The sequence below is a fragment of the Mesorhizobium sp. L2C084A000 genome (assembly GCF_000502875.1).
Taxonomy (GTDB): Bacteria; Pseudomonadota; Alphaproteobacteria; order Rhizobiales; family Rhizobiaceae; genus Mesorhizobium.
Genome location: NZ_AYWX01000001.1, coordinates 203191 through 225204, shown reverse-complemented (window position 1 = coordinate 225204; position 22014 = coordinate 203191). Strand labels below are relative to the sequence as shown.

Below are 22014 nucleotides of genomic sequence, written 5' to 3'. Positions count from 1 at the left end.
ACCGGATTCCCGTCAAAGGTCTATCCCGTCGCAGGCGATCGGAACTCTGGGTCTCCGATCGCCTCGGCGGCAGTCCACAGACGAAAGCCGGAGTGCTCTTTCAAAAATGTGAAATTCTGACTAGGATTTTCACCAATCGCAGCGCATTCAGGTGACCCTTGGCGACAGCATTCTCCGATCCGATCTGGCTCAAGCCACAGGCAGCTTCCACGTTTCAATCGCTTCCCAATGGCGAACGTGTCGATCTCGCCATTGTTGGCGGTGGCATCATGGGCTTATCGACCGCCTTGCATGCCGCCCGGCTTGGCCTGTCGGTGCAGGTGCTGGACGCCGGCGAGATCGGCCAGGGCGCATCAGGCTTGAATGGCGGTCAGGTCATTCCCGGCCTGAAATACGATCCGGAATGGCTGCTGGAGCATTTTGGCCTTGAGCGCGGCGAGGCGCTTGTCAATTTTGCGGCGTCGACCGCCGATGCGGTGTTCGAGCTGATCCGCGACGAGAAGCTGGCGGTGCCGTTCGTTCGCAATGGCTGGATCCAGGCGGCGCACACCGAGGCCGCGCTGAAGGCGGCGGGAAACCGTGACCGGCAATGGCGCGCACGGGGCGCGGATGTCCAGTTGCTGAACGCAGCGGAGATCGCGGCCAAGACCGGTGCGCAGGGCTATCTCGGCGGCTGGCTCGATCGCCGCGCCGGTGTTATCGATCCGCTCGCTTACACATCTGAACTCGCCCGTGTCGCGACCGCGGCTGGCGTGAGGGTAGCCGAGCGCGAAAAGGTCGTGCGGCTCACCAAGACCGCCGGCGTTTGGCGTATTTCGACCGAAAATGGCCTGGAATTGCAGGCAAAGGCGGTCGTTCTGGCGACCAACGCCCATACGGACGGTCTGATCCCCGGCCTTGCGCAGACGATCGTGCCGCTGCATTCTTTTCAGATCGCCACAGCACCGCTGTCGTCCGGTCAGGCGGCCCCGATCCTGCCGGAAGGGCAGGCGGTGTCGGACTCCAGGCGCATCCTCGTCTACTACCGCAAGAGCGCCGACGGCCGGCTGGTGCTTGGCGGGCGGGGTCGCATGGCGCTGCCGACGAGCGCCAGCGACTGGGCGCATCTCGAGCGGGCGCTGCGGCGGCTCTATCCCATGCTGTCCGGCATCGCCATCGAGAAGCGCTGGTTCGGCCGCGTGGCGATGACGCCGGACCATCTGCCGCACATCCACGAGCCGGAGCAGGGCCTGCTCGCCGTGGTCGGCTGCCAGGGTCGTGGTGTCGGCCTGATGACCGCTCTTGGCGAGCGCATCGCCGGCTATCTCCAAAGTGGCGACGCCAGGCATTTGCCCTTCCCGGTCTCGCCGATCCGACCGATCCCGTTTCACGCCTTCCGCCAAGTCGGCGTCGCCGCGACCATCGCCTGGTACCGGCTGCTCGATGCGTTGGAGCGCTGACCAAAGCAATTCCTGTCAATGGGTTTCCGTTTGGGATTCCGCTTGACAGTTTCATGGATATGAAAAACTCTAAGCCAATTTCAAATTCCGATAGGCAGGTCGATGTCGACCCTAGTTGCAACATCAGCGCCAGAGGCCCGGTCTTCTCAGGGCTTCCGGGTCGCCATGCTGCTCCCGGGCGCTCTGGTCACTTTCCTGCTGATCCTGTTTGCCCTCGGCCTCGTGCTTTTCCTCGCCTTCCGCAACAATGACGGTTCGCTGCTCGGTGCCGGTTTCAGCTTGGCGAACTTCGCAACTGTGGTGTCCGATCCGCTGTACTGGACGGTGACGCTGCGTTCGCTGATCATTGCCGCTCTGGTCACGCTGGCGACCGTCGTCACTGCCTATCCCGTCGCCTACTATCTTGCCTTCCACGCCGGCCGGCGGCGCGGCCTTCTGCTGTTTCTGGTGACGCTGCCATTCTGGACCAGCTATCTCCTGCGCGTCTTCGCCTGGAAGATCGTGCTCGCCTACAATGGCGTTTTGAACTCGGCGCTGATCGAAAGCGGCATCTGGTCCGAGCCGACATTGGCCTTTCTCAACACGCCGGCCGCCGTCGTCGTCACGCTGGCGCACGCCTACGCGCCTTTTGCCATCCTGCCGATCTACGTGGCGCTGGACACCATCCCGAAATCGCTGATCGAGGCCGCTTCCGATCTCGGCGCGCGGCCCTTCACCTCTTTCCGCCGTGTCGTGCTGCCCAATTCGATGCCGGGCGTGCTGGCGGCAGCCCTTGTCGTCTTCGTGCCGACGGTCGGTGACTATGTCACGCCGGCGCTCGTCGGCGGCCCGGCCAGCACCATGATCGGCACGCTGATCCAGGCGCAATTCGGCAAGGCCAACGATTGGCCGTTTGGCGCCGCACTCTCCGTCGCCGTCATGCTGGTCATCCTGTGCGTGGTGCTGGTCGCGCGTTTCGCCGACCGCAGATTTGGCAGCCGCACATGAGCGCTGCACGCACGCAGGGAGGCGGCCGCTGGCTCGGCGTCTACGTCGTCGCCTATCTGGTCTTTCTCTATCTGCCGGTGCTGCTGATCCCGCTGTTTTCCTTCAACAACTCGATCCAGGCAGCGTTTCCGCTGCAAGGCTTCACCTTGCAATGGTACGCGACTTTGTTCGGCAATTCGGCGCTGACCGGTGCACTCCTGAACAGCCTCGTCATCGGCGCCATTGCCGCCACGAGTGCGACGCTGTGCGGCATCACCGTATCCTACATGGACCTCTACGGCCGCTCGCCGCTGGCCGCCACCATCAGCGCCATCGCCCGGCTGCCAATCCTGATCCCCGGCGTCATCGTCGGCATATCGCTGCTGATCCTCATCAATCTCATTGGTCTGGGGCCATCGCGCATCGCCATCGTTCTCGGTCACATATTGGTGGCGCTGCCGACGACCGTGGTGATCATGCGCAGCCGCTTCGCCGCCATCCCGAAAACCATTCGCGAGGCGGCGCTCGATCTCGGCGCCTCCGACTGGACGACGTTCCGGCGGATCATGCTGCCGCTCAGCCTGCCGGCCATCGTTTCGGCCTTCATGCTGGCCTTCCTGATCTCCTTCGACGAATTCATTGTCGTCTTCTTCCTGGCCGGCACCGAGCCGACGCTGCCGCTCTACATCTGGAGCCAGCTGCGTTTTCCAAAGTCGCTGCCGACGGTGATGGCGCTGGGCACGTCGATCCTGGCTGTGTCCTTCATCATCGCTGCAGCGGCTGAAATCCTGCGCCATCGCGGCTTGTCCGCCACGGCGCCAAAGCCCGCGGATCCGTCACAACCAAAACAAACCAAGAGAGGAGAACTGCAATGGCATTCGACCTGAAATCGATCTCTGCAAAGACTGTTTGCGCTGGATTGACGGCGTTCGCGCTGGCGCTGTCGTCGACCGTCGCTTTCGCCGGCGACAAGCTGCAATATTTCACCTGGTCGGGCTATGAACTGCCCGATTTCAACAAGAGCTTCCTCGCCGCGCACCCCGACGGCGTCGAGGCCTCGATCTTCGGTGACGACGATGACGCCTTCACCAAGGTCAAGGCCGGCTTCCGCCCCGACATCGCGCATCCCTGTTATGACAAGGTGGCGCGCTGGAACAAGGAAGGCCTGCTGCAGCCGATCGACACCAAGCGGATCAAGAACTGGGACTCGATCTTCCCGGTGTTCAAGAACCTGCCCGACCTGCAGGCCGGCGACGGCAAGGTCTGGATGGTGCCATGGGACTGGGGCAACACCTCGATCCTCTACCGCACCGACCTGGTGAAGAACCCGGAAGCGAGCTGGAACCTTTTGTGGGACAAGCAGTATGCCGGTCGCATGGCGACGATCGACGCGGTGCACGACACGCCGGTCGTTGCCGCACTGCTCGCCGGCGTTAATCCGTTCGACATGACGCCGGAGCAAATGGACAAGGTGGCCGAGAAGCTGCGCGAGCAGCGCCCGCTGCTCTCCAATTACACCACCGACATGACCTCCGTCGAACAGGCGCTGGCCAGCGGCCAATTGGTCGCCGCCATGACCTGGAACGCGTCGGCCACCTCGCTGAAGAAGCAGGGCGTGCCGGTCGAGTTCATGAAGCCGAAGGAGGGCATGCTGACCTGGGCCTGCGGCTTCGTCATGCTCAAGGACGCCAAGAATGTCGACCTCGCCTATGACTTCATCAACAGCCGGCTGGAAGCCGACTCCGGCAAATACCTGATCGAGGCCTATGGCTATGGCAGTTCGCTGAGCTCCGCTTTTGCCACCGTGCCGAAGGAGGAGCTGGAGAAATTGCAGCTGCCATCCGACCCGGAAGTGATGCTGAAGACCACCATCTTCACCGGACCGATGAAACAGAATGACGACCTCGCCAAGATGTTCGAAAAGGTCAAGGCAGGCGGCTGAACCCTAGAGCACCGCGCGGCGTCAGCCACGCGGTGTCACCCGAGACACTGCAAACGAGGTCGGGAATTGATGGACATACTGGACGAAGCTGCTGAGAAGCCGAAGGACGATGCCGATGTGCGGGTCGGCCGGCGCGTGCGGGCGCTGCGGCTGGAGCGCAACCTGTCGCTGGCCGATCTTGCGGCAAAAGCCGGCGTGTCGATCGGTGCGTTGAGCCAGATCGAACGCGGCATGTCCTCGCTGCGCGTCAAGGTGATCTGGCCGCTCGCCGCCGCCCTCGACATCGAGCCGTCGGCGCTGATCGCCGACGGCAACGATGCCGTCAACGATCTCTATTGCGTGCGTGCCGACAAGCGACGGCAAATCCCGGTCAAGTCGGAAGGCATTGCCAAGGCGCTGCTGTCGCCGCCGGGCGCGACGCTGACCGGCATGCTGGTGACGGTGGAAGCCGGCGGCGGCACCGCGGAGGCCTATGCGCATGCCGGTCATGAATTCGGCTTCGTGCTGGCCGGCGAGGTCGAACTGGTGGTTGATTCGACAAATTACGTGCTGAAGACCGGCGACAGTTTTGCGTTCAAGAGCACGCTTTTGCATGCCTTCCGCAATCCAGGCGCCGAGCGTTGCCATATCCTCTGGGTCAACACCACGAAGCCATCCGAGGTTCGCGATGGCGCCTGATCCACTTGTGCGGCTACAGGCGGTCTCGAAGATTTTTCCTGGCGGCATCGTCGGGCTCGACGCCGTCGATCTCGACATTATCAGCGGCGAGTTTGTCACGCTGCTCGGGCCGTCGGGTTGCGGCAAGACCACCAGCCTGCGCGTCATCGCCGGTTTCGAAAGCCCGTCGAGCGGCAAGGTGTTGCTCGATGGTCGCGATATCACGGCCCTTCGGCCGTTCGACCGGCCGGTCAACACCGTGTTCCAGGATTACGCACTGTTCCCGCACATGAATGTCGCCGAAAATGTCGGCTTTGGCCTATCGCTGCGCAAACTGTCTGGAGCCGAACAGGCAAAGCGCGCCGGCGAAGCCCTTGACATGGTCGGCCTCGCGGACAAGCTTGGCGCCCGCGTCTCCGAACTGTCGGGCGGCCAGCGCCAGCGTGTCGCACTGGCGCGTGCCATCGTCTGCGAACCACGCGTGCTACTGCTCGACGAGCCGTTGTCGGCGCTCGATGCGCATCTGCGCGAACAGATGCAGGTTGAACTGAAGCGGCTGCAGTCGCGGCTCGGCACCACCTTCGTCATGGTCACCCACGACCAGACCGAAGCGCTGTCGATCTCCGACCGCATCGTCGTCATGAACAAGGGCCGCATCGAGCAGATTGCGCCGCCGGCCACACTTTATGACCGGCCCGCCACGAAGTTTGTGGCGAGCTTCATCGGCACCATGAATCTCCTGCAGTCGCGCTTCGTTGGCCGAGACGGCGATCGCCTGCGCTTCGCCGCCGGCGCCCTGCCGCTGGAGGCCATTTCTGAAACCGGCGAAGCTCTCGCCGAGGATGCCATGCACACCGTCGGCGTGCGGCCGGAAGATCTCCTGGCGATGACCGAGGCCGCGCCCGGCACAGCGCCGGCACGCGTCAACAGCATCGTCTTTCACGGCCGCACGTTGCGTCTGCACGCTGAACTCGGGCGGGGGGCACCTGTTGTCATAGACGCGCCGCGCCAGGCCGAGGGTTTTCAATTCCAGGTCGGCGACGTGGCGCATATCAGCCTGCGCCGTGGCGCCAATTGCCCGGTGCTGCCAGGTTAGTTCATCGACCAAATTCACGCTTGACTCCAAGAGTTGTTCCTGTTTTGTTCTAATCGTAGACGAGAAACAGGAGCGTTCTTCGCCGGGCGTATGAGTATGTATCGGCAAGGTGAATTCGATTTCGGCATACCAGAGCCTCCGTGGCAACCGAAGCGGCCGGATCGTGCCTTCTTCGGGTTGTTCTTGCAGCCGAAGGACTATGGTTCATTCGCCAATCTGCAGACCCAGCTTTGTCATCGACATGAAGTCGGTGAATCGCTGCTGTCGGTTGAACGGTTCCATCCGAGCCTGCAACATGCCGGCGACTACAAGCGGTTACGGTCCAGGACCGTCTTTGCGGGATCTAGATCGGGTCAGCGTGTCCACATGCCTGCTTTCGAGGTCACGTTTGGCCACGTCGGCAGCTTTCCCGGTCGCCCGGCAACAAGGGGCAGGCCACCTCATCGCCCATTTGTGCTTCTCGCCGATGATGGACCGGTTTTTGAACTTCACAAATTGCTTGGTGTCGAGATGCTCAGGAATGGGCTCAAAGCGTCGGATCATTTCGTTCCGCATCTGACACTTGCCTACGATCAAAAGTTCATCTCTCGGCAGCCCATCGAACCGATCAGCTTCGTTGCCCATGACTTCATCTTTGTTCACAGCCTGCGCGGCCTGACAAAATACCTCTTCCTGGATCGTTGGCCTTTGCCATGTGGCATCATAGTTCGCAAGCTGGGCGATCCGTCCTGACACGGATTGTCAGCTACCGCACGTTCCGACGATGGCAGGCCAGCAAGCTGTTCCCCATTTGCAGTGCGTCTGACACGAGGAATACAAATGACCATCGCGGAAATTGCCAAGGATTTCACCGAGCTGCTCAAGCAGGGCGATAACGAAGCTGCTGCCGAGAAGTACAACGCCGATGATATAATCAGTCTCGAAGCCATGGCGGGGCCGATGGCCATCTCCCATGGCAAGGAGGCGCTCAGGCAGAAGGGCCAATGGTGGCAGGAGAACAATGAAGTGCATGGCGGCTCGGTCGAGGGCCCCTACGTCAACGGAGACCAGTTCGCGGTGCGCTTCAAGTTCGACATAACGCCCAAGGCTACCGGCGAGCGTGTCACCATGGATGAAGTTGGCCTCTACACGGTCAAAAACGGCAAGATCACCGAAGAGCGCTTCTATTATTGAGGCCGTGAAATACCATCGGCTTGCGGGAGCTCGGTCTCGTCGCTGAAGGTTGAAAAATAAGCATGGCGGCCGGGACGATGTCCCAGGCCGCCATGTGAGAGGCTCAAATGGTCTTCACGTACTGCGCAAGCTGATCGGCCACCGTGCCCCAGCCGTCGAAGAAACCCATCTCTTCATGGTTGTTGCGGGTCGCCTCGTCGCCATGGATGGCGGTGGCGGTGTAGCGCGTGCCCTTGCCGTCCGGCTGCAAGGAAATGACAGCGGTGATGAAGGGTTCCCCTGACGGCCGGTAACCCGGCAACAATGCATCCGTCCACACCAGCCGCTCGTTCGGCACGATTTCGAGATAGCAGCAATGGCGGTCGTTGACCTCATTGCCGTCGGGCGACTGCATGCGCGTCCGGAACAGACCGCCCGGCCTGAGGTCGATCTCGCAGTCGGTGATCATCCAAGGCCTAGGCGTGAACCATTGCTTGACATGCTCAGGCGTCGTCAAGGCGCGCCACAGCAATTCGCGCGGCGCATCGATGACGCGCTCCAGCACGAGGTCCAGCCTGGGATCCGGCTTGAGGGGATAGATCATTTTTCTGTCTCCTGGAGGGTCATCACATAGGCGTCGAACTGGTCGAGGCGGCGCTCCCACAGCGTGCGCTGTTCGGCCAGCCAGTTTTCGGCAAGCTTCAGCGGCTCGGGTGCCAGTTGATAGGTCCTGACCCGGCCGGTCTTTTGCGAGCGCACCAGCCCGCAACCTTCGAGGATTTTGAGATGTTCGATGAAGGAGGGCAGGGCCATGTCGAACGGTTGGGCAAGCTCGCTGACCGAGGCAGGGCTGCGGTTCAGCCGCTCCACCACGCGTCGCCGCGTCGGATCGGACAGTGCGCGAAAGATGCCGTCGATCGGTGGACGGCTCGGAGTTGTGGTCTGAAGGCTTGTCATTGGTCATCCCGGGTGTCGTCGAAAGCGGCTCAAAAATACTTAGGAAAATTCCTTAGTGTTGACAAGCCCAAAAACACTGGGACACCGGTGCGACCGCTGGCAAAGCGCGCAGAGCTCCTTAATCTGCGGTCAGATTCGAAATCGGAAGGGCCGCTGTTTTGACGATCATCATCTACGGCATCACCACCTGCGACACCGTCAAGAAGGCGCGCGTCTGGCTGGAGGGCCATGATGTTTCCTACCGTTTTCACGATTTCAGGGCAGAGGGGCTGGACGCCAAGCGTCTTGACGGCTGGGTTGGCAAGGTCGGCTGGGAAAAGCTGCTCAACAAGGCGAGTACGACGTTTCGCGAACTGGCGGAAAAGGACAAGCAGGGCCTGGATGAAAAGAAGGCCAAGGCGTTGATGCTGGCCAAGCCGACCGTGATCAAGCGGCCGGTGCTGGAGGTCGGTGATCGGATTCTGGTGGGGTTCAAGGCTGATGTTTATCAGGCGGCGGTGAAGTAGCGTAGCGAGAAGGCGACGCTGCCAATCTCCCCCCTTGCGGGGGATGGCCGGCAGGCCAGAGGGGGGTGTGAAGGATCGCCACCCTTTGACTGTTCGTCTCAGAATTTGGCCGGTGATTGGCTGACAGGTCGGCGGGACAGCACCCCCCTCTGCCCTGCCGGGCATCTCCCCCGCAAGGGGGGAGATTGGCCAATCGCCGACCTTACAGATTGTGGGCGCCCTTCAATCCGTCTTTCTGAGAAATGCCGCCAGCGCCACCGCATTGTTGTGCTTCTCATCATGCGCGCCGTAGAGCAGTGTCACCTTGCCGTGGCGAAGCAGGCCGCGCAATTCACCCACCGCATATTCATTCCCGTCCAACTCAACTCGGTACTGCTTCTGAAACTCAGCCCAGCGCGCCGCCTCATGGCCGAACCATTTGCGCAGATCGTCGCTCGGCGCGATGTCCTTCAGCCACAGCGCCAGCGCGGCGTCCTCCTTGCTGACGCCGCGTGGCCAGATTCGGTCGACCAGAACCCGTTGCCCGTCATCGGGCGCGGGTGGCTCGTAGATACGCTTGACCGCTAGGTCGAAGGCCATCGGACCCTCCGTAAGCGGGTCAGGCCCACTCGCCCTTGCGCATGACGGGCACGCGGGCGCCGTCCTTGTGAACGCCATCGATGTCGATCTTGTCCGAGCCGATCATCCAGTCGATGTGGATTAAACTCTTGTTGCCGCCGCGCGCCGCGATCTCGTCCTGGCTGAGCGAGGCGCCGTCGACGAAGCACTTCGAATAGCACTGGCCGAGCGCGATGTGGCAGGCGGCGTTCTCATCGAACAGCGTGTTGAAGAACAACAGCCCGCTCGCCGAGATCGGCGAGGAATGTGGCACCAGCGCCACCTCGCCGAGGCGGCGCGCGCCCTCATCCGTATCGAGCACCTTCTTCAGCACGTCCTCGCCCTTCGATGCCTTGGCCTCGACGATCCTGCCTTCTTCGAAACGCACCGAAATGTCGTCGATCAGCGTGCCCTGGTAGGACAGCGGCTTGGTCGAGGAAACATGACCCTCGACCCGCCTTGCGTGCGGCGTGGTGAAGACCTCCTCGGTCGGGATGTTGGGGTTGCAGGTGATGCCGTTCTTGGCGGTCGAGGCGCCGCCCATCCATTCATGGCCGTCCGCCAGCCCAACGGTCAGGTCGGTGCCTGGCCCGGTGAAATGCAGCGCATGGAAATTATGGCCGTTGAGCCATTCGGTGCGGCTGCGCAGCGCTGCGTTGTGCGCTTTCCAGTTGCCGATCGGGTCCTCCACATCGACCCGCGAGGCGGCGAAGATGGCATCGGCAAGCTTCACCACGGCAACGTCGTCGGCATCGCCGGGGAAGACCTGTCTGGCCCAGGCGAGGTCCGGATAGGCGACGATGTTCCAGTTGATGTCGAAGCCGGTGATCTTTTCCAGCGCCGGCTGGTAGGCCATCGAATTCGCCTTGTTGGCGCGCGCCACTTTCGCCGGGTCCTGTGCCGACAACAGCGACGGATCCTCGCCGCGCACGGCAAGCCGCGCCGCATTGTTGGCAAAGGCTTTCGCCATGCCCTCATAAAGCCAGCCGGCGGCGCGGTCGAAGCTCGCGTCGGCGCCGAAACGGTAGCGGGCCAGCGTCATCTCGTCATCGTTGAAGATCGGCGTCACCAGCCCGGCGCCGGCCTTGTAGGCATGCTCGACGATCCGCCTGGTCAACGGCAGTGCCGCGATCGATGAGGTCAGCACCAGATCCTGTCCTGGCTGCAATTGCAGCCCGACCTTGATGGCGACTTCCGCCAGCCTGTCGAGCTTCACCGGGTCGATCGATGCGGAAACGCCGCGCGAATGTGTGGTCATGATCCTGCCTGTCGTAGTTTGATGTCCGACCTACCATAGAGCGGCGGCGCGGTGCTTTCCACCGCGATCGCGCCGGCGGGTGCTGGGTTTGCGGACCCGAACCGCGCCATGGTTGCCTCGATCTCTTCCCTGATCCAGAGCTTGAAATCCCGGACCTTGCGGCTTTCCGCCTTGACGGACGAGGTCACCAGCCAATAGCCGAGCCCGCTCTGGGCGCGGATTCCGAACGGCGCCACCAGCCGCCCATCGGCCAGCGCATCGGCGGCGAGCAATTGCCAGCCCAGCATCACGCCGTGGCCGGCGATTGCCGATTCCAGGCACAGCATCGGGTCTGTGAAACGCGCGCCCTTCAGGAAGGTGACGGGTGGAACGCCGGCTGTCTCGAACCAGCTTTCCCAGTTGATCATCGCTCGCTCGTCGGTGATCGCGCAGGTCTGGGCAAGGTCCTCGATCGACTTCAGTTTTTGGGCGATCGCCGGCGCGCAGACCGGGAAGACTTCCTGCGCCAAGAGCAGTTCCGCCCGCCCGCCAGGCCATTTGCCGTCGCCGAGCCGGATGGCGATGTCGATGTCCGAGTGATCGAGATTGGCCAGCCGCACCGAAGCGTCGATGCGCAGCAGCACGTTGGGATGCCGGTCGAAGTGGCGAGATAGCCTGGGCAACAGCCACTTCGAGGCAAAGGCCGGCGCCACCGAAACCACCAATGTGCATTGCGTCGCCTCGTCGGCCAGCGCCACGGCCTGTGAAAGCTCACGAAATCCAGCACCAAGGCGGGCCGCGAAGACGGCGCCGAATTCGGTCAGCACCAGACCGCTCGCCGTTCGCTCGAACAGCGCCTGGCCGAGCTGTTTTTCGGTACGGCTGATCTGTTGGCTGACGGCGCTGACGGAAACGTTGAGCTCACCGGCCGCCGCCGCCAGCGATCCGAGACGGGCAACGGTTTCGACGGCGCGGAGGCCGTTGAGATGGACGCGGTTGAGCATGGCCATTGAGTTTTTCTAAACTGATCCGGCTGAAATCTCAATTGAAAGGCATGTCGAAACGGCAGATTTTCTCGGGAGAGACAGATCTGTGGAGCCGGAAATGCTGAGGATATTGTCGTCATCGCTAAAGGTCTTTTTCGCTGCGACTACTTCGCATGAGCCGCGCCAGGACAGCGAAACGCAGAGATGGCTGATCGATCCGCTTTCGCATCCGGTGCTGAACACCATGTCGGAGCGCGAACTGGGCGATGTGCCGTTCAGGCTGACGGCACGGCGGACAGTGCACGAGACGGTTTCACTATGCGGCGGCGGTCGCTGCTGAGCAGGTGCCAAGCGTTCCGGCTCGAGGAAAGTCGAGGCGAGCACGTCCCGCGTACGCACTGGCCCAACAGATGGCGATTGTTTCAGCGATCCCTGCACTTATTGTGCAGTGCAATGACATCAGCCACCTCGACAGCGCTGCGTTTCGCTCTCGCCGGCATGATTGCCATGGCGATTGCCATGGGCATCGGCCGTTTCGTCTACACGCCGATCCTGCCCGGGATGATGCAGGAACTGCATCTGTCGCCTGCCGATGCCGGCTGGATCGCGTCGGCCAATTATCTCGGCTACCTCGTCGGCGCGTTGGCAGCGGCGGGCGGCTGGGCGCATGGGCGCGAGCGCCTGCTGATGCTGGCGGGGCTTGGCGCCAGTGCGGTCCTTGCCGCGCTGATGGGGCTGACCGAAGCGATGGCGGCCTTTCTCGCCATCCGCTTTCTGGCCGGTCTGGCCAGCGCCTTCGTCATGGTGTTCATGGCCAGCATCGTGTTCAGCCATATCGCGGCTGCCGGCCGCAACGACCTGCAGGCCTGGCATTTCGGCGGCGTCGGGCTCGGCATAGCGGCATCGGCGGCGATGATGGCGGTGCTGGTCGCCGAGCATTCGGGCTGGGCGGCAGGCTGGCTGTGGTCGGCGACGATTTCGGCCTGTGGTTTCGTCCTCGTCACTCTGTTGGTCAATGAGGGTCCGCTCGGCAACGGCGAAGTCACCCGCGAGCCGGCACTGCGGATGGACCGGTCGTTGGTCAAGGTCATCATCGCCTACGGCCTGTTCGGCTTTGGCTATGTGGTGACGGCGACATTCCTGGTCGCCATCGTTCGGCAAGGCGGCGGCAGCCGCATCTTCGAGGCCATGGTGTGGATGGTCGCCGGTCTTGCGGGCTTTCCCTCCGTCTGGCTCTGGCAGAAGATCGCGGCCCGGACCGGCCTCTATGCCGCCTATGCGCTGGCGTGCTTCATCGAAGTTGCCGGCGTCACCGCCAGCGTCGCCATCGGCGGAGCCACCGGGCCGCTGCTTGCCGGCGTGCTGCTCGGCGGCACCTTCATTGCCATCACCGCATTTGGCCTGCAAGCCGCCCGGCAGCAGGCGCCAGAGGCGCCGCGGCGGATCTTTGCCCTGATGACGGCTGCGTTCGGCCTTGGCCAGATCATCGGTCCGGTCGCAGCCGGATTTCTGGCGCAAATGTCCGGCGATTTCTTCCTCGCCTCGATCACCGCCGCAACCATGCTGGTCGTCTCCGGCGCCATCACATGGTCGGCTGCGCCAAAATCGCCATGATTGTGGGCTTGCTGTGCCGGGCATCGGGCACGGGCATTTTCTTTCCCACTAATGTGTGACTTTATGCCCGCTGTCGTCAGCTGATTTGCGCCTAGATCGAGGAATTCGCCACAGTGTTCGTATCCTTTTTCCCGCAGCCGAAGCTCTTTTTCACTTCGGCCGCCGTCTGGAGCCTTGCGGCGATCCTGTTCTGGTTCTTCGGTGGTGAACAATTGGGTGCGGTTTTCGGATTGCCGCCCGCCGCGGCCGGCGCGCCGCCCCTCATCGGCATCGCCATCCTCGTATCGAAGCCGTTCCTCTGGTTCTATCTCTATTTCGCGTTCTGCGTGCTCGTCTTCTATGCATTCTGGAGTTGGTATTCGCCGCATCCATGGCAGCGCTGGTCGATCCTGATGACCGCGGTCATTCTGTTCTTCATCTATTTCAATGTGCAGGTCAGTGTCGCCGTCAACGCCTGGTATGGGCCTTTCTTCGACTATGTGCAGGGCCTGATGTCGGGGACTGGAAAGTCTACCAACAGCGAATTTTATATCGGATTGGCCGATTTTTCGTGGCTGGCGCTGGTCGGCATGAATGTGCAGGTGGTCAATGCCTTCATCGTCAGTCACTGGATCTTCCGTTGGCGCACGGCGATGAACAACTACTTCGTCGAGAACTGGGGCAGGCTGCGCCATATCGAGGGTGCCTCGCAGCGTATCCAGGAAGACACGATGCGGTTCTCGCAGATCATGGAAGATCTCGGCTCCAGCTTCGTCCAGTCGATCATGACGTTGATCGCATTCCTGCCGGTCATGATCCAGTTGCAGGCCCATATCACCGAGTTGCCGATTATCGGCGCGATCCCGCAGCCATTGGTTGTCGCGGCCCTTGCCTGGTGTCTGTTCGGGACGATCTCGGTCATGGTTGCCGGTCTGAAGCTTCCAGGGCTGCAGTTCCGCAACCAGCGTGTCGAAGCCGCCTACCGCAAGGAACTCGTCTACGGCGAGGATCATGCGGACCGGGCCCAGCCGGCCACCACCGCCGAGCTGTTCGAGAATGTTCGTCACAATTATTTCAGGCTCTATTTTCACTACATCTATTTCAACGTCGTCCGTTACACCTACCTGCAGGCCGACAACATTTTCTCGCTGCTGATCCTCGGTCCCTCGCTGGTGGCGCACAAGATAACGTTCGGCGCGCTGAATCAGATTTCGAACGCGTTCGGCAAGGTGACCGGTTCGCTGCAATTTCTGCTCACCTCCTGGTCGACCATCGTCGAGTTGCAATCGGTCCACAAGCGCCTGCGCGCCTTCGAGGCGACGCTCCAAGGCGAGCCGCTGCCTGAAATCGACCAGCGCTATCTGGCAAGGCAGGGCGCCGAGGACCCAGCCTAAAGACCGAGTTGGAAATCGAACCGGGTTGGCGGCTCAGCCGCCGACCGAGACCTGCCTTTGGCCAGCATCCTGGCGCGAAACATAGTCGCGAAAACTGATGCATTCGACATCCGCCTTGACGCAGACGTCGCCGGCAAAGCGCTCCAGCGCGTTCCAGTAGGCGCCGTCATTCATCAGCGCGAAGTGGAAGCCGAGTTCCAGCGGAATGCGTTTTCCCGCATACTGCCTGTCGAAGGCGGCGCGGAAGGCAGCATAGGTCCGGTTGGCGAACTCGCCCGCTTGGCTTGGCCGCTCGAAGCCGCCGGAATGCCTGACATAGAGATTGTAGTCCATGGCAATCACCGGCCGCGACTTCGGTCCTTCGGGAATCTGAGGCAGGGAAAAGTGCATGATGCCGTTGCTGGCCGTCGGTCGGGCAGGGCCTTGCGAGACGCCGCTGGCATCGAATTGATATCCGGCCGCCGGCAGCGCTTCGTAAAGCGCCTTGCTGGTCGACAGGTACGGCGCGCGAAAGCCGACCACCGCATGCCGCGCGAAATCGCGCCAGCCCTGTGGTTCGGGTGCAATGCCGTTGATCGCATAGGCGTTTTCGAGAATGTGCTCGAACGAACTGAACTCTTTCAGCCAGTCCGCCTTGCTCCAGTCCTTGCCGTCGAAATGGCCGCAGCCATGGCTGGCGATGTCGTGGCCTTCATGCGCGGCAAGGCCGATCTGTTCGAGCCGCTCGGTGACTTCCTGCTTGGAGGCGGCAAAGCCGATGTTGGATTTGCCGGCGCTTTTGCCGGGTGCGGTGTACTCCTTGCGCGTCTCCGTCGACAGCAGGAAGACGCAGGACAGAAAATAGGTGAAATGCGCGCCGGTGCGCTCAGCCAATGCCCGGCTGCGTTTCCATTGCGAAATATCGCGGGCGCTGTCGAATGAGATGATGACGACCTGTTTCGGCTTTGCCGGCACCGGCGGATCGGCCAAAGCCCCGCCACCAGTGGTGAGCGCGGCAAGCGAAAACGCAACAACGCGGAACGGACGAAGCATAGGCAATCTGATCTTCACTCGGGGAACGTCTGCAAGCCGGCTATCGCCTAAATGTGGCGTGGGTGCGATGAGCCTTTTCGGCTGCTTGTCCGGGGCAAACATCCGTTTGCCCCGGACAATAGGCGATTTTCCGGTTGAACCCCTTCCATGCCGGCAAAATTTCGCTAAAACGCGGGCTGACAAAGGCCCGACGGGGCAGGAATGGTTTGATTTGATGTCCGACGACAGTTTCATCCGTGAAGTCAACGACGAGATCCGTCGCGAACAGGCGCAGGCGCTGTGGGACCGTTTTGGCCCCGCTCTGATTGTCGTTGCGATCCTCGTGGTGCTCGGCACCGCCGCCTTCGTCGGCTACCGCTATTGGGACGAGACGCGCGCCAACCGCTCGGGCGATGCGTTCTCGCAGGCGCTGAAGCTCGCCAATGACGGCAAGAACGATGAGGCGCTGACCGCGCTCGATCAGTTGGAGAAGGATGGCTACGGCGCTTATCCATTGCTCGCCCGCATGCGCGGCGCGACCGTCAAGGCGAACAAGGGTGACGTCCCCGCCGCCGTCAAGGATTTCGACGAAGTCGCCGCCGATACGGCCATTCCCCAGGGCATTCGCGACATGGCGCGCCTGCGGGCAGCACTGCTGCTTGTCGACCACGGCTCCTTTGCCGACGTCTCCAGCCGTGTCGAAGCGCTCACATCCGACACCAACACGCTGCGCCACACGGCGCGCGAGGCACTCGGCCTTTCCGCCTGGAAGGAAGGCAAGACGCAGGATGCGCTGAAACTGTTCGACCAGATCGCCGCCGATGACGGCGCCCCGCGCAACACCCGCGAGCGCGCAACATTGATGTCCGAGCTGATCCGCGGGTCGGGCAGTGCGTCGTGACCTTCAAAGTCGCCATCATCGGCAGACCTAACGTCGGCAAATCGACTCTTTTCAATCGGCTGGTGGGAAGGAAGCTGGCGCTCGTCGACGACACGCCGGGCGTCACCCGCGACCGTCGCGTCCATGCCGCCAAGCTCTACGACCTGCATTTCGATGTCATCGACACCGCCGGCTTCGAGGACGCTGGCGCCTCGACCTTGCCCGGCCGCATGCGTGCGCAGACCGAGATCGCCATCCGCGAAGCCGACCTGATCTTCTTCACCATCGACGCCAAGTCCGGCCTGTTGCCTGACGACAGGACCTTCGCCGAGATCGTGCGCAAGTCCGGCAAGCCGGTCGTGCTGGTCGCCAACAAGGCCGAGGCGAAGGGCGCCCAGGGCGGCATGCTGGAAGCCTGGGAGCTCGGCCTTGGCGAGCCGATCCCGGTTTCGGCCGAGCATGGCCAGGGCATGCCCGATTTGCGCGACGCCGTGATCGGCGCGCTCGGCGAAGCGCGCGCCTTCGGCGAAGAAGAAGATGGCGAAGACGAAGACGTCGCTGCCGGCGAGGTGCTGATCGGCGAGGATATCGCCGATCCGGATGCCGAGCACGCCTATGACGACACCAAACCGATGCGCATTGCCGTCGTCGGCCGCCCCAATGCCGGCAAGTCGACGCTGATCAACGCGCTGATCGGTGAAGAGCGGCTGCTCACCGGACCGGAAGCCGGCATCACCCGTGATTCGATCTCGGTCGATTGGGATTGGCATGGCCGCCGCCTGAAACTGTTCGACACGGCCGGCATGCGCCGCAAGGCCAGGATCCACGAAAAGCTGGAAGTGATGTCGGTGCAGGACGGTCTGCGCGCCATCCGGTTTGCCGAGATCGTCATCATCGTCCTCGACGCCACCATCCCCTTCGAGAAGCAGGATCTGCAGATCGCCGACCTGATCATCAGGGAAGGCCGGGCGCCGGTGATCGCCTTCAACAAATGGGATCTGATCGACCATCCCCAGGAGCTTCTGGCCGAACTGCGCGAGAAGACGGAACGGCTTCTTCCCCAGGCGCGCGGCCTCCAGGCCGTACCTGTCTCCGGCGAGACCGGGCGCGGCCTCGACAAGCTGATGGATGCCGTCATCAGGACGCACAAGGTGTGGAACAGCCGCGTCTCGACCGGCAAGCTCAACCGTTGGCTGGAAGGCATCCTGGCACACCATCCGCCGCCTGCCGTGGCCGGGCGCCGGCTGAAGGTCAAATACGTCACCCAGGCCAAGACCCGGCCGCCGGGTTTCGTTGTCCAGTGCTCGCGGCCCGATGCGATGCCGCAATCCTATGTCCGCTATCTCTCCAACAGCCTGCGCGAAGCCTTCGACATGCCCGGCGTACCGATCCGCATCGCGCTGCGCACGTCGGACAATCCATTCGCCGGCAGGTCCAACAAGCGCAAATAAGCGGTCGGGCTCGAATGAGCCCCTTTGCTCGCGGGAATTCTCCGCAACGTTGGCGGGACAGCACTCCCCTCTGGCCTGCCGGCCATCTCCCCCGCAAGCAGGGAGATCAGCAGTTCGTTCTGACGGCGCCTTTCTTGCAACGTTGAAGATTCGCGAGAGCACTCGCGACATCCAATCTCCCCCTTGCGGGAGAGATGTCCGGCAGGCCAGAGTGGGGGGTGTGAAGGAACGCGACGCTGGATACCTGTTCCGGCTGTCTAAGCGACCTCCTTCAACCGCTCGTCCCGTGGCAGCGCCTGCAACGCCGCCTGCAACAATATGTCGGCCAGCCGCGCTGCCACCGGATCCAGTTCAGCATCCTTCTGGTGCAGCACCAACGCCATTTTGGGCAATGCCGGCAGCCCGGCGATCTCCGGCGTCATTGCGCTGACGCTGGCCGGCAGGCCGATGTCGGTGCGGATCGTCAGCCCCAGTCCCGCCGCCACAGCTGCCCAGATGCCGCCAAGGCTCGGGCTGGAAAAGGCCATCCGCCACGACAGCCCGGCGCGGTCGAGCGTTTCGGTTGCCACCGTGCGCAGAAGGCATGGCGCTTCGAGCGCCACCAGCGGCAACGGCTCGCCGTGCCGCAGGCTGGTCTCGATGCGCTTTGCCGGCCCGATCCAACGCATCGGCACATCGGCGACATGCTGGCTGTAGGGCAGCGTTTCGCCGCAGTGCCAGGCGAGCGCGATGTCGAGACTGCCTGACATGACCCTTTCGGCAAGGTCGTGGCTGCGTGCGATCCTGGCTTCGATCTTCACCTTGGGGTGCGCCCGGGCAAATCGGCCGAGCACGTCCGGCAGCACCGCCTCGCCGAAATCTTCCTGCAAGCCGAGCCGTACCCAGCCTTCCAACTCGACATCATGGATGGCGGATGCCGCCTCGTCATTCAATTCGATCAGCCGGCGCGCATAGCCGAGCATGGTCTCGCCGGCCTCGGTCAAAGCGAGGCCGCGTCCTGATTTGCGGAAGATCGGCGTCGCTGCCTGTTCTTCCAGTTTCTTCAATTGCGCGCTGACCGCCGACGTCGACCGGCCAAGCCGGTCAGCGGCCTTGGCAAAGCTACCCAGCTCCATACCGGTGACGAAACTGCGCAGGACGTCGAGGTCGAAAGTTACGCGTCGCATGTGTGAAGTCCCGATTTTCAGGATTGTATGTCCAAAACTTCCTGATTTTCAGGATGAAATTATGGCGGTAGGGACAGATCGTCAAGGCCGGACCACTGGCCAGCACGGGAAATGAAGTCATGTCCGCCATTGTCAATTGCACCGACCGGCAGCCGTCAGAACTCCTGGAAGATACGGCAGCCGGTTCCGCCGAAAGGGTATTCAAGCCCGGCCATCGCTGGAAGGTTCTGGGCATCGGCGTCGCCGCCAATGCCGCCTTCTCGGCTACGTTCTCCGGCATCCCGGCGACGGCGGTCGTTCTTCGCCAGGGCTATCACCTGGGCAATGCCGAGCTCGGCCTGGCGCTCGGCCTTCTCGGGCTGGGGGTCGCGCTCAGCGAACTGCCCTGGGGCCTGCTCACCGATCGCTGGGGCGATCGCCGCGTGCTCCTGGTCGGGCTCGGCGCGACGGCGGTGTGGCTCCTGGTCATGGCGATGCTGGTTGTGCCGACAAAGGCCGGTACTCCCGGCGTCACGCTGCTCGCCGCGAGCCTGCTCATCACCGGACTGCTCGGCGGCAGCGTCAACGGTTCGAGCGGCCGCGCCATTATGGGCTGGTTCCGGGAAAACGAGCGCGGCTTCGCAATGAGCATCAGGCAGACGGCGGTGCCGCTCGGCGGCGGCCTTGGCGCGCTCGTGCTGCCCTCGCTTGCGCTGGCTTTCGGCTTTGGCGCGGTGTTCGAGGTGCTGGCGGGCGCATCCGCTCTGTCTGCCCTGTTCGCCTGGCGCTGGCTGCACGAGCCGCCGACGGCGGGGGAGGGCCATCTCGCTTCGGCTGTGGCCGGACCGGCGCCGCTGCGCAACCGCGATGTTTGGCGTATCGCGACCGCCATCGGCCTGCTCTGCTTTCCGCAGGTGGCCGTGCTCACCTTCGCCTCCGTGTTCCTGCACGATTTCGTTGGGTTGGGAACGGCGGCGATCAGCGCGAGCCTCGCCGCCGTTCAGATCGGCGCCATGGTCATGCGCATCTGGAGCGGCCGCTTCACCGACCGTCACGGCAACCGCCGCCAATTTCTTCGCTTGTGCAGCGCGTTCAGCGCCCTTGCCTTCGCCATGCTTTGGCTGCTGGTCCTGTTCGGCCCAACCGTTCCGGGCGGCCAGCTCATCTGCTTGGCGGTCCTTCCAGTCGTGCTTATTGTCGCAGGCATCTCCGTCTCCGCCTGGCACGGCGTCGCATACACCGAGCTTGCCACCCTTGCCGGCGCCAGCCATGTCGGGACCGCGCTCAGTCTTGCCAACACCTTTGTTTTTGTCGGCTTCTTTCTGGTGCCGGTGGCCATTCCGGGGCTCTTGCACCTCTGGTCCTGGTCCGGCGTCTGGCTGGCGGCCGCCATCTGCGCGCTGATCGCCCGGCCGATCTTCCTGCGTCCGGCCTGAATAGTCGGCCGCAAAATCGCCTGACTTCGCAACCACGACCTCGGGCCGACCGGGAAAACCCGATCGAAGCCGTTAACGTCCCATCAAGGTTAATGCATCATTTTGCTCTCCAGTGGGGTCAGTCGCGTTCCTGGAGAGTGTTCCGTGCATCGACGTGTGTTGAAGCGGCTGGTTGCCGCCGCCGGTGAGAGAAAACGTGGCTTTCTGGCTCCGCTCGTCATCGGTTTCGGCATCTGGATCGGCTTTCCGACGGTCGCCGCCTATCAGGACATGACGAGCCTGGTTTCCGGCCTCGAAGCATCGAGCACGCGCTGGAATTCCTATGTCGAGAAATCCGTCGCCGGCTCGACCCATGCGGCCGAGATGCCCTTTGCCGATTCTGATGTCACCGGCTCCATCTCCGGATCGGGTGTCCACCTGGCCGGTGTCGGCAACGTGTCGTTTCGCGGCAAGGGCGGCAAAGTCAGCGGCACGCCCGATGAGGACCGCGTCGTGCGCGCCGAGAAGAAAGGGCGCATCGTCCAGATGTCTCCCGTCGCACCGCCGAAGAACTTCAACGCCGGCTCGATCTTCGAGCGCACCTCCTCCTTGCTGCGGCCCAGCATGGACAGCGGCCTGAAAATGGCTTTCGCCAAGCCGCAGATCAAAGGCAAGGAAATCCAGATCGCCGCGGCATTCCATGCGCGCGAGGACAAGAAGCCGGATCCCGGCGTGCCGGCCATGCTGGCAGCGCTGGTCAACAACGACCATCCGGACGTGCTGGCCACCGCCTACGCGCAGTCCGAGCCTGATTATGCCAAGGCATCGCCCTTCGAAGCCCTGCTTCAGGACGAGCAGCCCAATGAGGGCCGCTTCATTCCGCCGATGGCCAAGGGCGATCATTCGTGGATCCAGAACCCGCTGCCCGCCAGTGTCTTCTCCCAAAAGGAGCAGGCATGCCTTGCCAACGGCATCTATTTCGAGGCGAGGAGCGAATCCGTGCGCGGCCAGGCCGCTGTCGCCCAGGTCATCCTCAACCGCGTCCGCAATCCGACCTATCCGAATTCGATCTGCGGCGTCGTCTACCAGAACGACAGCTGGTTCAACCGCTGCCAATTCTCCTTCGCCTGCGACGGCAGGAAGAAGCGCATCGATAGCCCAGCCGCCTACAAGACCGCCCAGGAGATCGCCATGGCCGTCACTGCCGGCAAGATCTTCATCCCGGAGGTCGGATCGTCGACCCACTACTATGCCCAATATGTCCATCCCGGCTGGGCGCGCACGATGCAGAAGATGACCAAGATCGGCCTGCATATCTTCTATCGGACCTATGGCGGCGGCTGGAGCTGAGTGCAGAGCAGCCGCTGATCTTTGATGTGGCGCGCAGCCTATCGAAGAGCCATTGCGCAGGGGATTCGCGCCATGCATCCTCGTCATCATGGCGGGCACGATGTCGCACCTTTCTAATTGATTGATTTTATTGCCTAAAATACATGGCAATGAACTTCCGCCCGTGGCTTGACGGGCGCAAACCCTCTAACTATGTTGCCGGCGACTTTAGAAGCGGACGGACGGTGACGGTCTGACCGG

At 62.7% G+C, this 22014-nt stretch carries 23 protein-coding genes; 16 read left to right on the top strand and 7 right to left on the bottom strand.

The annotated features are described in order from the left end of the window. Positions 1–158 precede the first annotated feature (158 nt). From X735_RS164400 to X735_RS164435, 8 genes are all read left to right on the top strand, one after another. Positions 159–1439: an FAD-dependent oxidoreductase gene (locus X735_RS164400; RefSeq protein WP_023808701.1), complete on the top strand. Its 1281-nt coding sequence runs from the start codon at positions 159–161 to the stop codon at positions 1437–1439. A gap of 102 nt (positions 1440–1541) precedes the next feature. Then, entirely contained in the window at positions 1542–2426 is an 885-nt protein-coding gene (locus X735_RS164405; RefSeq protein WP_023808700.1) for an ABC transporter permease, read from the top strand. Further along, the gene (locus X735_RS164410; protein ID WP_023808699.1) at positions 2423–3292 is read left to right on the top strand and encodes an ABC transporter permease; all 870 of its coding nucleotides are present in this window, start codon (positions 2423–2425) and stop codon (positions 3290–3292) included. Before X735_RS164405 ends, X735_RS164410 begins: the two co-directional genes overlap by 4 nt. Continuing rightward, a complete protein-coding gene (locus X735_RS164415) occupies positions 3277–4347 on the top strand; it encodes an ABC transporter substrate-binding protein (protein WP_023808698.1) in 1071 nt (356 codons plus the stop codon). The genes X735_RS164410 and X735_RS164415 overlap by 16 nt, the downstream gene beginning before the upstream one ends. A gap of 69 nt (positions 4348–4416) precedes the next feature. Beyond that, positions 4417–5025 (top strand): cupin domain-containing protein, encoded by a 609-nt coding sequence (locus X735_RS164420; RefSeq protein WP_023808697.1) that lies wholly within the window; start codon positions 4417–4419, stop codon positions 5023–5025. Next, the gene (locus tag X735_RS164425; RefSeq protein ID WP_023808696.1) at positions 5015–6100 is read left to right on the top strand and encodes an ABC transporter ATP-binding protein; all 1086 of its coding nucleotides are present in this window, start codon (positions 5015–5017) and stop codon (positions 6098–6100) included. The genes X735_RS164420 and X735_RS164425 overlap by 11 nt, the downstream gene beginning before the upstream one ends. Before the next feature lie 96 nt (positions 6101–6196). Then, entirely contained in the window at positions 6197–6832 is a 636-nt protein-coding gene (locus X735_RS164430; RefSeq protein WP_023808695.1) for a 2'-5' RNA ligase, read from the top strand. Positions 6833–6919: 87 nt separating this feature from the next. Next, on the top strand, positions 6920–7273 hold the full coding sequence (locus X735_RS164435; protein WP_023808694.1) for a nuclear transport factor 2 family protein: 354 nt from the start codon (positions 6920–6922) through the stop codon (positions 7271–7273). A 103-nt stretch (positions 7274–7376) separates the two neighbouring features. On the opposite strand, the gene X735_RS164440 is transcribed toward X735_RS164435, so the two are convergent. Next, positions 7377–7856, bottom strand: coding sequence for an SRPBCC family protein (locus X735_RS164440; RefSeq protein WP_023808693.1), 480 nt, complete (start codon positions 7854–7856; stop codon positions 7377–7379). Then, a complete protein-coding gene (locus X735_RS164445) occupies positions 7853–8209 on the bottom strand; it encodes a metalloregulator ArsR/SmtB family transcription factor (RefSeq protein ID WP_023808692.1) in 357 nt (118 codons plus the stop codon). Before X735_RS164445 ends, X735_RS164440 begins: the two co-directional genes overlap by 4 nt. A 158-nt stretch (positions 8210–8367) precedes the next feature. Here X735_RS164445 and X735_RS164450 point away from each other — a divergent pair, with 158 nt between their 5' ends. Continuing rightward, positions 8368–8715: an ArsC family reductase gene (locus X735_RS164450; protein ID WP_023808691.1), complete on the top strand. Its 348-nt coding sequence runs from the start codon at positions 8368–8370 to the stop codon at positions 8713–8715. A gap of 222 nt (positions 8716–8937) precedes the next feature. On the opposite strand, the gene X735_RS164455 is transcribed toward X735_RS164450, so the two are convergent. The 3 genes from X735_RS164455 to X735_RS164465 are packed head-to-tail and all read right to left on the bottom strand — an operon-like array spanning position 8938 to position 11559. Continuing rightward, positions 8938–9294, bottom strand: coding sequence for a DUF488 domain-containing protein (locus X735_RS164455; RefSeq protein WP_023808690.1), 357 nt, complete (start codon positions 9292–9294; stop codon positions 8938–8940). Between the two features lie 19 nt (positions 9295–9313). Further along, positions 9314–10570: an aminopeptidase gene (locus tag X735_RS164460; protein ID WP_023808689.1), complete on the bottom strand. Its 1257-nt coding sequence runs from the start codon at positions 10568–10570 to the stop codon at positions 9314–9316. After that, positions 10567–11559, bottom strand: a complete 993-nt coding sequence (locus X735_RS164465; protein ID WP_023808688.1) for a LysR substrate-binding domain-containing protein — start codon at positions 11557–11559, stop codon at positions 10567–10569. Before X735_RS164465 ends, X735_RS164460 begins: the two co-directional genes overlap by 4 nt. Before the next feature lie 94 nt (positions 11560–11653). Here X735_RS164465 and X735_RS164470 point away from each other — a divergent pair, with 94 nt between their 5' ends. From X735_RS164470 to sbmA, 3 genes are all read left to right on the top strand, one after another. Further along, entirely contained in the window at positions 11654–11875 is a 222-nt protein-coding gene (locus X735_RS164470; protein ID WP_023808687.1) for a hypothetical protein, read from the top strand. A 113-nt stretch (positions 11876–11988) separates the two neighbouring features. Then, positions 11989–13149: a YbfB/YjiJ family MFS transporter gene (locus tag X735_RS164475; RefSeq protein WP_023808686.1), complete on the top strand. Its 1161-nt coding sequence runs from the start codon at positions 11989–11991 to the stop codon at positions 13147–13149. A 113-nt stretch (positions 13150–13262) separates the two neighbouring features. Next, complete coding sequence (gene sbmA, locus X735_RS164480; protein ID WP_023808685.1) at positions 13263–14522, top strand: peptide antibiotic transporter SbmA; 1260 nt, start codon at positions 13263–13265, stop codon at positions 14520–14522. Positions 14523–14555: 33 nt separating this feature from the next. On the opposite strand, the gene X735_RS164485 is transcribed toward sbmA, so the two are convergent. Beyond that, positions 14556–15554: a polysaccharide deacetylase family protein gene (locus X735_RS164485; protein WP_023808684.1), complete on the bottom strand. Its 999-nt coding sequence runs from the start codon at positions 15552–15554 to the stop codon at positions 14556–14558. A 214-nt stretch (positions 15555–15768) separates the two neighbouring features. Between X735_RS164485 and X735_RS164490 the strand changes: the two genes are divergently transcribed. Both X735_RS164490 and der read left to right on the top strand, forming a co-directional pair. Further along, positions 15769–16434 (top strand): tetratricopeptide repeat protein, encoded by a 666-nt coding sequence (locus X735_RS164490; RefSeq protein WP_023808683.1) that lies wholly within the window; start codon positions 15769–15771, stop codon positions 16432–16434. Next, on the top strand, positions 16431–17864 hold the full coding sequence (der, locus tag X735_RS164495; protein ID WP_023808682.1) for a ribosome biogenesis GTPase Der: 1434 nt from the start codon (positions 16431–16433) through the stop codon (positions 17862–17864). The genes X735_RS164490 and der overlap by 4 nt, the downstream gene beginning before the upstream one ends. A 257-nt stretch (positions 17865–18121) precedes the next feature. Here the strand turns inward: der and X735_RS164500 are convergent, their stop codons facing one another. Continuing rightward, complete coding sequence (locus X735_RS164500; RefSeq protein ID WP_023808681.1) at positions 18122–19030, bottom strand: LysR substrate-binding domain-containing protein; 909 nt, start codon at positions 19028–19030, stop codon at positions 18122–18124. 119 nt (positions 19031–19149) lie between these two features. On the opposite strand from X735_RS164500, the gene X735_RS164505 reads away from it, so the two are divergent. Then, entirely contained in the window at positions 19150–20445 is a 1296-nt protein-coding gene (locus X735_RS164505) for an MFS transporter (protein ID WP_023808680.1), read from the top strand. Positions 20446–20589: 144 nt separating this feature from the next. Continuing rightward, entirely contained in the window at positions 20590–21774 is a 1185-nt protein-coding gene (locus X735_RS164510; protein WP_023808679.1) for a cell wall hydrolase, read from the top strand. Positions 21775–22014 lie beyond the last annotated feature (240 nt).

Bases quoted from the DNA above. Each gene is read 5' to 3' on its own strand.
- X735_RS164405 (WP_023808700.1), top strand. From the start codon at position 1,542: ATGTCGACCCTAGTTGCAACATCAGCGCCAGAGGCCCGGTCTTCTCAG.
- X735_RS164410 (WP_023808699.1), top strand. From the start codon at position 2,423: ATGAGCGCTGCACGCACGCAGGGAGGCGGCCGCTGGCTCGGCGTCTAC.
- X735_RS164415 (WP_023808698.1), top strand. From the start codon at position 3,277: ATGGCATTCGACCTGAAATCGATCTCTGCAAAGACTGTTTGCGCTGGA.
- X735_RS164420 (WP_023808697.1), top strand. From the start codon at position 4,417: ATGGACATACTGGACGAAGCTGCTGAGAAGCCGAAGGACGATGCCGAT.
- X735_RS164425 (WP_023808696.1), top strand. From the start codon at position 5,015: ATGGCGCCTGATCCACTTGTGCGGCTACAGGCGGTCTCGAAGATTTTT.
- X735_RS164430 (WP_023808695.1), top strand. From the start codon at position 6,197: ATGTATCGGCAAGGTGAATTCGATTTCGGCATACCAGAGCCTCCGTGG.
- X735_RS164435 (WP_023808694.1), top strand. From the start codon at position 6,920: ATGACCATCGCGGAAATTGCCAAGGATTTCACCGAGCTGCTCAAGCAG.
- X735_RS164440 (WP_023808693.1), bottom strand. From the start codon at position 7,856: ATGATCTATCCCCTCAAGCCGGATCCCAGGCTGGACCTCGTGCTGGAG.
- X735_RS164445 (WP_023808692.1), bottom strand. From the start codon at position 8,209: ATGACAAGCCTTCAGACCACAACTCCGAGCCGTCCACCGATCGACGGC.
- X735_RS164455 (WP_023808690.1), bottom strand. From the start codon at position 9,294: ATGGCCTTCGACCTAGCGGTCAAGCGTATCTACGAGCCACCCGCGCCC.
- X735_RS164460 (WP_023808689.1), bottom strand. From the start codon at position 10,570: ATGACCACACATTCGCGCGGCGTTTCCGCATCGATCGACCCGGTGAAG.
- X735_RS164465 (WP_023808688.1), bottom strand. From the start codon at position 11,559: ATGGCCATGCTCAACCGCGTCCATCTCAACGGCCTCCGCGCCGTCGAA.
- X735_RS164470 (WP_023808687.1), top strand. From the start codon at position 11,654: ATGCTGAGGATATTGTCGTCATCGCTAAAGGTCTTTTTCGCTGCGACT.
- X735_RS164475 (WP_023808686.1), top strand. From the start codon at position 11,989: ATGACATCAGCCACCTCGACAGCGCTGCGTTTCGCTCTCGCCGGCATG.
- X735_RS164485 (WP_023808684.1), bottom strand. From the start codon at position 15,554: ATGCTTCGTCCGTTCCGCGTTGTTGCGTTTTCGCTTGCCGCGCTCACC.
- X735_RS164490 (WP_023808683.1), top strand. From the start codon at position 15,769: ATGTCCGACGACAGTTTCATCCGTGAAGTCAACGACGAGATCCGTCGC.
- X735_RS164500 (WP_023808681.1), bottom strand. From the start codon at position 19,030: ATGCGACGCGTAACTTTCGACCTCGACGTCCTGCGCAGTTTCGTCACC.
- X735_RS164505 (WP_023808680.1), top strand. From the start codon at position 19,150: ATGTCCGCCATTGTCAATTGCACCGACCGGCAGCCGTCAGAACTCCTG.